Genomic DNA, 13,445 nt, shown 5'->3' on the forward strand with positions numbered 1-13,445 from the left:
CTTAGTTCGAACATGTGTTCGAAACTGGAGGGGTGAACCAGGCAGCCTCCGCGATCTCGTCGCCCTCCGTGGGCGACGAGATCCGTGCGCTGCAGTCACGCATCCGCCAGATGCAGGACACCAAGCTCGACACCCGGGCGGTGCGCACGCATCCTGCGCTGGAGGGGCTGCTCCCCACGGGCGCGATCCGAGCGGGGGCGGCGTACTCGGTCGAGCGGTCATCGGCCCTCGTGATGGCGCTCATGGCGGGCCCGTCGGCCGATGGGGTGTGGTGCGGGGTGGTCGGGCTGCCCGACTTCGGGCTCGAGGCGGCGGCGCGGTTCGGGATCGACCTGGAGCGTCTCGTGCTCGTGCCGCATCCGGGCGACGAGTGGCTCACCGCCACGGCGGCGCTGGCGGATGCGGTGGGTGTGGTGGTCACCGCGCTCCCCCGCCGGGTGCCCGACTCGGCGGTGGCCCGGCTGCAGGCCCGCATCCGACAGCGCGACGCGACGCTCATCGTGCTGGGAGACTGGCCGCAGAGCGAGGCGACGCTGCGCATCGAGGGCAGCTCGTGGGAGGGGATCGGCCAGGGCCACGGGTACCTCACCGGGCGGCGGGCGCGAGTGGCGGTGACGACGCGGGGCGAGTTCCGCACGCGGCGCGCCGAGCTGTGGCTGCCCGATCGCGACGAGCTGTTCCGGCCGGTCGAGGAGGAGGTGCCGCGGGTCGGCGGTGCCGACGCGCCCGCGGTGCGGCCCGTGGTGGTGGGGTCGAGCGTGCCGGTGGGGTCCGGGTCGGGGGCGGAGCTGCCCATGCTCGCGGGGGCGGAGCCTGGGTCGCCCGCGGTGCGGCTCGTGCCGCCGATGCAGGCCGTACCGGAGCGGGAACGGAGGCCCGTCGAGCCCGAGCGGGAGTGGCCCTTCGCGGAGCCGGGCGCCGAAGGGGAACGCGCCTCCGCGGAACCGGGTGCCGAGCGGGAGCACGCCTCCGCGCGGTCGGCACCGCAGCTGGAGGCGGTGGGATGAGCGGGGGACGACGCACCTCCCCCGCGGCTCCCGGCGTGGCGGTGCCGATGCGGACGATGGTGGTGTGGTGCCCCGACTGGCCCGTCACGGCGATGGCGGGTGTCGCGGGGGTCGACCCCGCGCATCCGATCGCCGTCATCGAGAAGGATCTGGTGCACGCCTGCTCCGCGGCCGCACGCACCGAGGGGGTGCGGCGGGGGCTGCGCGGGCGCGAGGCTCAGGCGCGCTGCCCGCAGCTGGTGGTGCTCGAGCTCGACCAGGTGCGCGTCGATCGGGCGTTCGAGCCGCTGATCGCCGCGCTCGAGGACCTCAGCCCTGGCGTGCAGATGGTGCGCTCGGGGGTGTGCGCGCTGCGGTCGCGCGGACCCGCGCGCTACTACGGCTCCGAGCGGGGTGCCGCGACGGCGTTCCTCGAGCGGCTCGCGGGGCTGGGGGCTCCGGATGCGCGGGTCGGCGTCTCCGATGGGCTCTTCGCCGCCGACATCGCGGCACGACTGCCTGGCGACGATCGCATCCGCGTGGTGCCGGCGGGTGAGGCGGGCCCGTTCCTCGCCGGGCTGCCCGTGCACTTCACCGGCGACGACGAGCTCGTCGGCCTGCTCGTGCGCCTCGGCGTGCGCACGCTGGGCGACTTCGCCGCGATACCGGCGGCGGACGTCCGCGCCCGCTTCGGCGAGATCGGCGCCCGAGCGCACCTGCGGGCCAGCGGCAGCGAGGGTACGGCGGTGGTGCCGCGCATCCCGCCCGAACTGCGCGAGGTGGTCTCCGAGTTCGAGCCGCCGCTCGACCGCGTCGACCAGATCACGTTCGGCATCCGCGCCGCGAGCGACCGCTTCGTCGACGACCTGCGCGAGGCGCGGCTGGTGTGCACGGCCGTGCGCGTCGAGCTCACCGCCGAGACGGGGCGGAGGCGCGAACGCGTCTGGCTGCATCCGCGGTGGTTCACCGCGAGCGACGTGGTCGACCGCGTGCGCTGGCAGCTGCAGGGCGGCGGCACGATCGACGACGGTCTGGATGCGCCCATCACCCGGGTGCGGATCGCGGCGGAGGCGGTCGACGCGAGCATCCACCACGAGACGGGCCTGTGGGGCACCGGATCCGATGAGCGCGTCCACCACGCCCTGTCGCGCGTGCAGAGCATGGTGGGTCACGAGGGTGTGCTCACCGCGGTGATCGGCGGCGGGCGGGGACTCGCCGAGCGCCAGCGGCTCACCCCGTGGGGAGACCGCCCGGACGAAGAGGGCGGTGCGGTGGTGAGCCCGGCCACGGGCGGTGGCGCGGCGGGCGGTGGCGCGGCAGGGCTCGGCGCGCCGGGGCGCGGCGCGGCTGACCGCGGTGGCAGCGCGGGAGCGCGGGCGACCGGCAGCGGCACGCCGACGGGTGGGGGCAGCGCGGGAGCGCGGGCGACCGGCAGCGGCACGCCGACGGGTGGGGGCAGCGCGGGAGCGCGGGCGACCGGCAGCGGCACGCCGGCGAGTGGGGGCAGCGCGGGCGAGCGGGCGCCGCAGCTGCTCCCCGCGCGCCCCACGGGGGTGACCGCGGGAGCGGAGCGGACACCGCCCTGGCCCGGCAGCCTGCCGCCGCCCATGCCGACGACCGTGTTCGCGCAACCGGTGCCCGTGCTCGTCGAGGACGCGTCGGGCGACACCGTCGACGTGACCGACCGCGGTGAGGCGACCGCGCATCCCGCGCTCTTCTCCCCAGATGCGTCGCGGTCCGACCTGCGGCCGGTGTCGGCCTGGGCGGGCCCGTGGCCCGTGAGCGAACGCTGGTGGGATGCCGACGAGCGCCGGACCTACGCCCGCTTCCAGGTGGTCGATGCCGACGGCGATGCGTGGCTGCTGCGCGTGGAGCACGGCCGCTGGAGCGCGGAGGCACGCTATGACTGAACCCCGACGCAGCGCATCCGTTCCACGACGGATCGCCCCCGCCGCATCCGGAACGGGGGCCGCCTGATGGGCTGGAACAACCCCGCGATGCCGTGGTCCGAGCTCGAGGGCGCGCTCTCGGGCCGCACCCGCCCACCCGACCGGCCGGCGGTCGACGGCGTCACCGCGTCGAGCAAGCGCGCCCCCTACCGCCCCGATCCCGACGCGCCTCCCCCGCCCGACGAGCCGCACATCCCCTACGCCGAGCTGCACGCGCACTCCACGTTCAGCTTCCTCGACGGCGCGTCCTCGCCCGAGGACCTCGTCGCCGAGGCCGCGCGCCTGCGGCTCGACGCGCTCGCCCTCACCGATCACGACGGGTACTACGGCGTGGTGCGCTTCGCCGAGGCCGCCGAGAAGCACACCCTGAGCACCGTGTTCGGCGCCGAGCTGTCGCTCGACCTCCGCGCTCCGCAGAACGGCGTCGCCGATCCCCATGGGTCGCATGTGCTCCTGCTCGCCCGGGGTCAGGAGGGCTACCACCGGCTCGCGGGCGCGATCACCTCGGCGCAGCTTGCCCAGGGCGCCGAGAAGGGCAAGCCCGTCTACTCCCTCGAGCAGGTCGCGGCCGACACCCGCGGCGAGGTGATGGCCCTCACCGGGTGCCGCAAGAGCCCGGTGCGCCTCGCCTACGCCGACGAGGGGGTCGCGGGCGCCGAGCGCGAGGTGGAGCGGCTCGTCGACCTGTTCGGGCGCGACAACGTGCTGGTCGAGCTGACGGATGCGGGCGACCCGCTCGACAGCATCCGCAACGACGATCTCGCCGCGATCGCCCAGAGGCGGGGGCTCCCCGTGGTCGCGACCGGGAACGTGCACTACGCCACCCCCGATCGCGCGCGGATCGCCCAGGCCCTCGCCGCGGTGCGCGCCCGGCGCAGCCTCGACGAGCTCGACGGCTGGCTGCCTGCGGCGCCCTCCGCCCATCTGCGCTCGGGCGCCGAGATGACGCGTCGGTTCGCGCGCTACCCGGGCGCTGTCGAGACGACCGTCGACGTGGCCGCCGACCTCGCGTTCGAGCTGCGGCGGGCGAAGCCGAAGCTGCCGCGTCAGGAGGTGCCGGAGGGGCACACACCCATGTCGTGGCTGACGAAGCTCGTGCACGAGGGTGTCGCCTGGCGTTATCCGGAGGCCGATGCGAGCGTCTGGGAGCGCATCCGGAAGGAGCTCGCGGTCATCGAGATGAAGGACTTCCCCGGCTACTTCCTCATCGTCAATGACATCGTCGCGGAGGCGCGACGGCTCGGCATCCTCTGCCAGGGGCGCGGCTCGGCCGCCAACTCGGCCGTCTGCTACGTGCTCGGCATCACCGCGGTGGACTCGATCAAGTTCGAGCTGCCGTTCGAGCGCTTCCTCTCGAGCCTGCGCGAGGAGGAGCCCGACATCGACGTCGACTTCGACTCCGACCGGCGGGAGGAGATCATCCAGTACGTCTACGCCAAGTACGGGCGGCGGAACGCCGCGCAGGTGGCGAACGTCATCCAGTACCGCCCGAAGGCGGCGGTGCGCGACATGGCGAAGGCGCTCGGGCACAGTCCGGGCCAGCAGGACGCGTGGTCGAAGCAGATCGAGCGCTGGGGGCCGATGGTCGAGAGCGACGACCACGACATCCCCCGCGACGTGGTCGACCTCGCGCAGGAGGTGATGACGTTCCCGCGCCACCTCGGCATCCACTCCGGCGGGATGGTGCTCACCGACCGTCCGGTCGGCGAGGTGTGCCCCATCGAGAACGCGCGGATGGAGGACCGCACCGTCCTGCAGTGGGACAAGGACGACTGCGCCTGGATGGGGCTGGTGAAGTTCGACCTCCTCGGACTCGGGATGCTGTCGGCGCTGCAGCACACGATGACGATGGTCGCGGAGGCGACGGGACAGGCGTGGGACCTCGCCTCCATCCCCAAGGAGGAGCAGGGCGTCTACGACATGCTCTGCCGCGCCGATTCGATCGGGGTGTTCCAGGTGGAGAGCCGCGCGCAGATCGGCACTCTGCCGCGCCTGCAGCCCCGCAAGTTCTACGACCTCGTGGTCGAGATCGCGCTCATCCGACCGGGGCCGATCCAGGGCGGGGCCGTGCATCCGTTCATCCGCCGCAAGCTCGGCGAGGAGACGATCGACTACATCCACCCCGATCTCGAGCCCGTGCTGCGGCGCACCCTCGGGGTGCCGCTGTTCCAGGAGCAGCTGATGCAGATGGCGATCGCGGTGGGCGGATGCACACCCGAGCAGGCCGATCTGCTGCGGCGCGCCATGGGCTCGAAGCGCGGCATCGAGAAGATCGAGTCGCTCAAGGCGACGCTGTTCGAGGGCATGGCCGAGAAGGGCATCACGGGCGAGATCGCCGAGAGCATCTACCTGCGGATCGAGTCGTTCGCGAACTTCGGCTTCGCTGAGAGCCACGCGAACAGCTTCGCTCTGCTGGTGTACGCGAGCTCGTGGTTCAAGCTGCACTATCCGGCGGCGTTCCTGGCGGGTCTGCTGCGGGCGCAGCCGATGGGGTTCTACTCGCCGCAGACGCTGTCGGCGGATGCGCAGCGCCACGGCGTGCGTGTGCTGCGGCCCGACATCCTGCTCTCCGGGGTGCAGCCGGGGCTGGAGCTGCTCGATCTCGGTTCGCTTGACTCATCCGGTTCGCTCGACTCGACGTCTCGCGAGACCGGGAGGGACTCGTGCCTGGACCCCCACCCGCCGTCCCCGTCGTCGGAGTTCGATCGCTCGGCGCCCGACGAGTCGGCCGCGCACCGCCGCGACGGGCGCTTCGCCGTGCGGCTGGGGCTGGCGGAGGTGTCGTCGATCGGGCTGAAGCTGGCGGAGCGGATCGTCGCGGAGCGCGACGCCTCCGGTCCGTACCGCAGCATGGGAGACCTCGCCCACCGGGTGGGGCTCACCGCGCCTCAGCTCGAGGCGCTGGCCACCGCGGGGGCGTTCGAGTCGTTCGGCCTGTCGAAGCGGCAGGCGGTGTGGGAGGCGGGCAACGCCGCGCAGAACCGGCCGGAGTTCCTGCCCGGCACGGTGGTGAGCGTGCAGCCTCCGCTGCTGCCGTTCCTCACCGATGAGGAGCAGGTGATCTACGACCTGTGGGCGACGGGCATCTCCCCCGGCGACCACCCCCTCCGCCACTCGCGCGAGGCGCTGGCGGCGCGGGGTGCGGTGCGGATCGGCGACCTCGAGGCGGTCGAGGGCGGTCGCCGGATCGAGGTCGGAGGGGTGGTGACGCACCGGCAGCGTCCCGCGACGGCGAGCGGCATCACCTTCCTCAACCTGGAGGACGAGACGGGGCTCCTCAACGTGGTGTGCAGCGTCGGGGTGTGGAAGCGCTACCGCCGCCTGGCCCGGGAGGCACCCGCGATGGTGGTGCGCGGCATCCTGGAGCGCTCCCCCGAGGGCGTCGTCAACCTCGTCGCCGACGCCTTCTCCCCCCTCCCCGTCACAGCCCCCCACCGCTCCCGCGACTTCCGCTGAGGTGCGAGTCACGCCGCGCCGCGGGCACGGGCGATGGGGGTGTGGCGAGGGTGGTGGGGGTGTGGCGAGGGTGGTGGGGGTGCGGCGGGTTGGTGCCGTGGGAGCGGCGTACGGGGTGGGCGCGGCCGTGTGGTGTGGCGGTCGTGATGCGTGCGGGCTTTGGGGAGTGAGGCGACGAGTGACGCAGCGCGGCCAGCCAACGGCTCCACTTCGACACCGTTTCAGTCCAAGTCCGCCTGTATTCGCCGGGCTCGCCCGGATTCGGTGTCGAAGCGACGACGCCGGCACCCGGACGCCGCCCTTCATCACGAGATACGCCGACCCCCCGTATTGCGGGGAGCTTGCCCGTGTTCCGTGACGAGCGTCGCCCGAAGACACCGCGGCGCCACGCGCAGCGCGGCAAGTGGCGGCGTGACGTCACTTGCCGCGCCCGAGGGCGGCGCAACGCGAGCATGGGCGGAAAGTCGCACCGGGCGCCGCAGGGGCGGCGGCGCCCCAGACGAACTAGTGCGCGGCGGAGTCCCAGTTGGGGCCGCGGCCGACCTGGACCTCGAGGGGCACGGAGAGGGTGGCGGCGCCGGCCATGCGCGTCGTGACGATCGAGGAGAGCGCGTCCCACTCCCCGGCCGCGACGTCGAAGACGAGCTCGTCGTGCACCTGCAGCAGCATCTTCGACGCGAGCCCCTGAGAGGCGATGTCGGCGGCGATGTCGACCATCGCGATCTTGATGATGTCGGCCGCGCTGCCCTGGATGGGCGCGTTGAGCGCAGCGCGCTCGTCGTTGTCGCGGAGGACGCGGTTGTTGCTGTTCAGGTTCGCGAACGGGCGTCGGCGACCGAAGATGGTCTCGGTGTAGCCGTCGATCTTGGCCTGAACGACCACGTTGCGGAGGTAGTCGCGCACGCCGCCGAAGCGCTCGAAGTAGTCGCCCATGAGCTGCTTCGCCTCGGCGGTCTCGATGCGAAGCTGCTTCGACAGCCCGAACGCGCTGAGCCCGTACGCCAGCCCGTACGACATGGCCTTGACCTTCGTGCGCATCGCCGGTGTCACATCCGCCGGATCGACCGAGAACACCCGCGATCCGACGAAGCGGTGGAGGTCCTCTCCGGAGTGGAACGCGTCGATGAGACCCTGGTCGCCCGAGAGGTGCGCCATGATCCGCATCTCGATCTGCGAGTAGTCGGCGGTGAGCAGCGACTCGTACCCGGTGCCGACGGTGAAGGCCTTGCGGATGCGGCGGCCCTCCTCGGCGCGGATCGGGATGTTCTGCAGGTTGGGGTCGGTCGAGGAGATGCGACCCGTGCTCGATCCGGTCTGCACGTAGGTGGTGTGCACCCGCTGGTCGGAGGCGATCGCCTTGTCGACCGACTCGATGATCTGCTTCAGCTTCGTCGCGTCGCGGTGCGCGAGCAGCAGGCCGAGGAACGGATGCGGATGGCTGTCCTGGAGGTCGGCGAGGGCGCCGGCGTCGGTGGAGTACCCCGTCTTGGTGGAGCGGGTCTTCGGCATGTCGAGCTGGTCGAAGAGCACCTCCTGGATCTGCTTCGGCGAGCCGAGGTTGATCTCGCGGCCGATGATCCCGAACGCCTCGGTGGCGATGTCGTTCGCGCGCACCGTGAGCTCGGTCGACAGCTCGGTGAGCTCGGTGTGGCTCACGGTCACCCCGGTGAGCTCCATCGAGGCGAGCACCGAGAGCACGGGCAGCTCGATCTCGGTGAGCACACGCAGCGTGCGCTCGTCGAGCGAGTCGCGCATGTGGCGAGCGAGACGCCCGACGAACCAGGCCTCTCCCGAGACCCCGAGCTCGGTGTCGCTGACGGGCACGAGCTGGTTCGGGTCGCCCGCCGGCAGCTGTTCGCCCAGCTGGCGGTCGACGAGCTTCGCCAGGGAGCGGTCGCCCGACGAGTCGGGGCGCACCAGCCACGCGGCGATCTCGCAGTCGAAGGCGAGGCCGGCGAAGGCGAGCCCGGCTCGGCTGAGCGCCTTGAGCTGCGGCTTGGCGCCGTGCATCAGCTTGGGCGCATCGGACGCCAGCCACCGCTCGAGCGGCGCGTATCCGGGGCGGCCGGCGCTCCAGGGCAGAGACAGGCTCTCGTCCTCCGTCGCCACGGCGATGGTGATCGGCAGCCCATCGATGGTCTCGAGCTGCACGGCGAGACCGCCGGGATTCGCCGCGGTCGTGCGGGCGAGCCAGGCCTCGAGCTCGTCGTCGAGGAGGGTGAGGGCGGTGGGCGCCTTCGGCGCCTCGGCCGCCGCCCGCGCCTCGGCGGCGCGACCGACCTCGGACCCGTCGAGGCCCTCCTGCTTCAGCACCCGGTCGAGCAGGGTGCGGAACTCGAGCCGACCGAAGAGGTCGCGCATGGCCTCCTCGTCGATGGCCCTCCGCGGCAGGTCTTCGGGGACCACGGGCAGCTCGACGTCGCGGATGAGCGCGTTGAGCCGACGGTTGCGGATCGCGTTCTCGGCGTGGTCGCGCAGGTTCTGCCCCACGACGCCCTTGATCTCGTCGCGGTGCTCGAGGATGCCGTCGAGGCTGCCGTACTGCTGCAGCCACTTGAGCGCCGTCTTCTCGCCCACCTTGGGGATGCCGGGCAGGTTGTCGCTCGTCTCGCCCACGAGCGCCGCGATCTCGGGGTACTGATCGGGACGGATGCCGTACTTGTCGAAGACCTTCGCCTCGTCGTAGGTGGTGAGGTCGCTGACGCCCTGGCGTGAGGGGTAGAGCAGGGTGACCTGCGGGGTGACGAGCTGGATGGTGTCGCGGTCACCGGAGACGACGAGCACCTTGAAGCCGGACCCGGCGCCCTGCGTGGCGAGGGTGGCGAGGATGTCGTCGGCCTCGAAGTCCTCCTTCTCGATCGTCGTGATGCCGAGGGTGTGGAGCGCCTCCTTGAGGAGGGGGATCTGGCCGCCGAACTCGCTCGGCGTCTCGCCCCGGGTGCCCTTGTACTCGGCGTACTCGCGGGTGCGGAACGAGGCACGGGAGACGTCGAAGGCAACCGCGATGTGGGTCGGCTGCTCGTTGCGCAGCAGCATCAGGAGCATCGAGAGGAACCCGTGCACGGCGTTGGTGTGCTGCCCGTCCCTGGTCTGGAAGCTGTCGACGGGGAGCGCGTAGAAGGCGCGGAACGCCAGCGAATGACCGTCGATCAGGAGGAGGGTAGGCTGCTTCTTGTCCGGCACACGGAAAGCCTACACAGCACCTCTGACAGGCCCGCGGGCGCCCGTGCGGGCCGTTCGATGAGGCCGCGAAAGCGAGTTGAACGACGATGTCGACCACCGGATCCGCTGCTCCCGAGCCGATCGACGTGCACGCCGTGCTCGGCCATCGAGGCGTCGGCGAGCTCGCCGAGAAGATGGGCATCGAGTTCCTCGAGCTCACCCCCGAGCACTCGGTGGCGACGATGCCCGCCGAGGGCAACCGGCAGCCGTACGGCATCGTGCACGGCGGCGCGTACGTGGTGCTCGCCGAGTCGATGGGGTCGATCGCGGCGAACCTCTACGCGGGCCCCGGGCGCGTCGCCATGGGCATCGAGGTGAACGCCTCGCACAGCGGCTCCGCCCGCACGGGCATCGTCACCGGCACCTGCCGGGCGCTCAAGCTCGGCCGCACGCTCACCACGCACCAGATCGAGATCACGGATGAGGCGGGTCGCCTGCTCTCCACGGTGCGCATCACGAACTTCATCCGCGACGAGCGCTAGCGCGCGGCCGCCGGCCCCGGAAACGCGTTTCGCCACACTCCTGGCGTTTCGCCACACGCATGAGCGTGGCGAAGAGCCAAAAAGGTGGCGAAACGGAGGTGGAAGACGCTACTTCTTGGGGGCTAGCTGCTCGATGATCGCCTGGGCGACGTCGTGCATGGTGAGGCGACGGTCCATCGACGCCTTCTGGATCCAGCGGAAGGCCTCGGGCTCGGACAGCCCCATCTTCTCGTTGAGCAGGCCCTTGGCCCGATCGACGAGCTTGCGGGTCTCGAAGCGCTCGACGAGGTCGCTGACCTCGGCCTCGAGCGCGATGATCTGCGCGTAGCGGGCCAGAGCGATCTCGATCGCGGGGAGCAGGTCGTTCGGGGTGAACGGCTTGACGACGTAGGCGAGGGCGCCCGCCTCGGTGGCGCGCTCCACGAGCTCCTTCTGGCTGAACGCTGTGAGGAGGACGACGGGCGCGATGTGGTCCTTGGTGAGGCGCTCGGCCGCGGAGATGCCGTCGAGCTGGGGCATCTTGACGTCCATGACGACGAGGTCGGGACGCAGCTCGGTGGCCAGCGCCACGGCGGTCTCGCCGTCGCCGGCCTCCCCCACGACCTCGAAGCCGTTGTCGCGGAGGATCTCCACGATGTCGAGGCGGATCAGGGACTCGTCTTCGGCGACGACGACGCGCCGGGGCGCCGACGACGTGGATGCTTGGTCACTCACAGTCCAACCCTACGATATTCTGACTCCGGTCGACGCAAGCCGATGTGGCGGAATGGCAGACGCGGCGCACTCAAAATGCGCTGTCCGTGAGGGCGTGTGGGTTCGAGTCCCACCATCGGTACCGTGCGAACGACGTCGCCCGGCACCCGCGGCAAACACGAGAACGGGGCCGCACCGTGCTGTGAACGGTACGACCCCGTGGATCCCGAGAGCGCGAGGGGAAGCGCGCTAGCCGATCGGGATGGGCGTCGGCGTCGGGGTGGGGGTCGACGTCGACGTGGTGTGGGCGAAGATCGCGACGGGCACGTACTGGTGCACCACCTGGGTGGTGTAGGCGTTCGATCCCGGCGCGGTCTCGAACGAGACCTGCAGCGCGAAGTCGAGCATGAGCCCCTGCGTGTCGGGGGCGAGCACGCCGATCTGCTGCGACTCGAGCTGGAACCCGCCCTTGGGTGAGGTGATGAGGAGGCCGAGGCCCTGATCGGATCGCAGGGCCTCGGGGTCGAGGGTGACCTTCAGCGGGTCGGTGTTGAGCACGTAGGGCGTCTCGACCGTTCCGCTGGCGGTGCTGGTCTTGGCGGTGACCGTGATGTTCGACATGTACACGCGGCGCTTCTGGTCGAAGGGCGCCTCGGCGGGCACGCGGTTGTCGTAGACGCCGATGACGAACGAGAAGCGCTTGTCGGCGTCGTAGAACCAGTCGTGGGTCTTCTGCTCGGTCCAGACGTCGAGCTTCAGCTCGAGCTGGTCGGTGATGTCCGTCGTGGGGTGCACGGAGCCCATGTCGGTGAAGACCGACGCGAACTGGAGCGAGTTGTCGGTGGTCGCATCCGCCTCGGACGCCTTGGCGCCGGCGGCGGAGTTCGGATCGGTGGGCGCCGCCTGGAGGCCGAACAGCGGCATGACCGTCGAGCAGCCGGAGAGCGCGACCACGGTCGCGACCGCGGCACCGACGGCGAGGGCTCGCACCGTGAAGCGCTTGGAGGGCATGACAGTTCACCTTCGATCGAGGTCGGATCGGAGCACGTCCGCCGCCCGGCGCTGGATGCGTCGAGGGGGTGCTTCCGGAACCCCGAAAGTAGCAGTCGGCCCCCGCGACGCCACGGAAAAGGCCAGGACCCGATCAACTCCTGATCGAATCCTGGCCTAATCCTGAGGTTGGTCAGCCCCGTTCGGGGTCAGTCCATGTGGGCGGGCTCCAGCGGGTTGTGCGCCGACCCGACGACGTGCACGCGCATGTCGTTGGTGGAACCGGCGACCCCGGGAGGGGACCCGGAGATGACGATGACCTTGTCGCCGATCTGCGCCTTCCCGAGGCCCAGCAGGATGTCGTCGACCTGCACCATCATCTCGTCGGTGTGGGTCGCGCGGGGCACCAGGTAGGACTGCACGCCCCAGGTGAGCGCCATGCGATTCCGGATGGCGGGTGCGGGGGTGAACCCGAGCACCGGGATGCTTGAGCGCAGACGGGTCATGCGGCGCACCGAGTCGCCCGACTCGGTGAAGACGCAGAGGTACTTCGCGTCGACGAAGTCGGCCACCTCGGCCGCAGCGAGGGTGATCGCGCCGCCCTGCGTGCGGGGCTTGGTGCCGAGCGGCTGGATGCGCTCGAGGCCGTGGTCCTCGGTCGACTCGATGATGCGCGCCATGGTCTGGACGGTGATCACCGGGAACTCGCCGACGCTGGTCTCGCCCGAGAGCATGACCGCGTCGGTGCCGTCGAGGACGGCGTTGGCGCAGTCGGAGGCCTCCGCGCGGGTGGGGCGCGGGCTCGAGATCATCGACTCGAGCACCTGCGTGGCGACGATGACGGGCTTCGCCATCCGGCGGCACAGCTCGACCGCGCGCTTCTGCACGATCGGGACGGCCTCGAGCGGAAGCTCGACGCCGAGGTCGCCGCGGGCGACCATGATTCCGTCGAAGGCGTCGATGATCTCCTCGAGGTTGTCGACCGCCTGGGGCTTCTCGATCTTGGCGATGACGGGGACCCGGCGGCCCTCCTCGTCCATGATCTTGTGGACGTCCTCAATGTCGGCGGCGTTGCGCACGAACGAGAGGGCGATGTAGTCGGCGCCGAGACCGAGGCCCCAGCGCAGGTCGGCGATGTCCTTCTCGCTCATCGCGGGCACGTTGACCGCGACACCGGGCAGGTTGATGCCCTTGTTGTTGGACACGGCTCCCGGCACCTCGACGCGGGTGCGCACGCGCACACCGTCGGTCTCGATGACGCGCAGCGCCACCTTGCCGTCGTCGATGAGGAGGGGGTCTCCGGGGTTCACGTCGTCGGGCAGGCCCTTGAACGTCGTGGAGGAGATCTCCTTGTTGCCGATGATGTCCTCGGTGGTGATCGTGAACAGGTCGCCCTCGGCGAGGTCGTACGGTCCGTTCTCGAACCGGCCCAGACGGATCTTCGGGCCCTGGAGGTCGACCAGCACGGCGACGGCCCGCCCCGAGTCCTCCGCGGCCTGGCGCACGTTGGCGTAGACCGCCTCGTGCACGTCGTAGCTGCCGTGGCTCAGGTTCATGCGGGCGACGTCGACTCCCGAGTCGATGATCGACCGGATGGTGTCGTAAGAGGAGGTGGCGGGACCGAGGGTGGCGACGATTTTCGCGCGTCTCATATCGGTGTGGCTCCG

8 protein-coding genes and 1 tRNA gene are annotated in these 13,445 nt (G+C 71.2%); 5 read left to right on the forward strand and 4 right to left on the reverse strand.

Annotated features, from left to right (window positions below; all coding sequences use genetic code 11):
* Positions 1–32 precede the first annotated feature (32 nt).
* From ACFJGV_RS02120 to ACFJGV_RS02130, 3 genes are all read left to right on the forward strand, one after another.
* The gene (locus ACFJGV_RS02120; RefSeq protein WP_378146479.1) at positions 33–1,007 is read left to right on the forward strand and encodes a hypothetical protein; all 975 of its coding nucleotides are present in this window, start codon (positions 33–35) and stop codon (positions 1,005–1,007) included.
* The gene (locus ACFJGV_RS02125) at positions 1,004–2,896 is read left to right on the forward strand and encodes a DNA polymerase Y family protein (RefSeq protein ID WP_378146481.1); all 1,893 of its coding nucleotides are present in this window, start codon (positions 1,004–1,006) and stop codon (positions 2,894–2,896) included. Before ACFJGV_RS02120 ends, ACFJGV_RS02125 begins: the two co-directional genes overlap by 4 nt.
* A gap of 66 nt (positions 2,897–2,962) precedes the next feature.
* Positions 2,963–6,391, forward strand: a complete 3,429-nt coding sequence (locus ACFJGV_RS02130) for an error-prone DNA polymerase (protein WP_378146482.1) — start codon at positions 2,963–2,965, stop codon at positions 6,389–6,391.
* A 504-nt stretch (positions 6,392–6,895) separates the two neighbouring features.
* On the opposite strand, the gene polA is transcribed toward ACFJGV_RS02130, so the two are convergent.
* Positions 6,896–9,574, reverse strand: a complete 2,679-nt coding sequence (gene polA, locus ACFJGV_RS02135; RefSeq protein WP_378146484.1) for a DNA polymerase I — start codon at positions 9,572–9,574, stop codon at positions 6,896–6,898.
* Positions 9,575–9,660: 86 nt separating this feature from the next.
* Between polA and ACFJGV_RS02140 the strand changes: the two genes are divergently transcribed.
* Complete coding sequence (locus ACFJGV_RS02140; RefSeq protein ID WP_378146485.1) at positions 9,661–10,095, forward strand: PaaI family thioesterase; 435 nt, start codon at positions 9,661–9,663, stop codon at positions 10,093–10,095.
* Between the two features lie 108 nt (positions 10,096–10,203).
* On the opposite strand, the gene ACFJGV_RS02145 is transcribed toward ACFJGV_RS02140, so the two are convergent.
* Positions 10,204–10,809, reverse strand: a complete 606-nt coding sequence (locus ACFJGV_RS02145) for an ANTAR domain-containing response regulator (RefSeq protein ID WP_085019516.1) — start codon at positions 10,807–10,809, stop codon at positions 10,204–10,206.
* A 38-nt stretch (positions 10,810–10,847) separates the two neighbouring features.
* Between ACFJGV_RS02145 and ACFJGV_RS02150 the strand changes: the two genes are divergently transcribed.
* Positions 10,848–10,930 (forward strand) — tRNA-Leu (locus ACFJGV_RS02150).
* 107 nt (positions 10,931–11,037) lie between these two features.
* Here ACFJGV_RS02150 and ACFJGV_RS02155 read toward each other — a convergent pair.
* Together ACFJGV_RS02155 and pyk are read right to left on the reverse strand one after the other, a co-directional pair.
* On the reverse strand, positions 11,038–11,799 hold the full coding sequence (locus ACFJGV_RS02155) for a hypothetical protein (RefSeq protein ID WP_378146488.1): 762 nt from the start codon (positions 11,797–11,799) through the stop codon (positions 11,038–11,040).
* 188 nt (positions 11,800–11,987) lie between these two features.
* Positions 11,988–13,430, reverse strand: coding sequence for a pyruvate kinase (gene pyk, locus ACFJGV_RS02160; RefSeq protein WP_378146489.1), 1,443 nt, complete (start codon positions 13,428–13,430; stop codon positions 11,988–11,990).
* Between the last annotated feature and the right edge of the window lie 15 nt (positions 13,431–13,445).

It is taken from the genome of Cnuibacter sp. UC19_7, from assembly GCF_042699995.1.
Lineage (GTDB): Bacteria > Actinomycetota > Actinomycetes > Actinomycetales > Microbacteriaceae > Cnuibacter.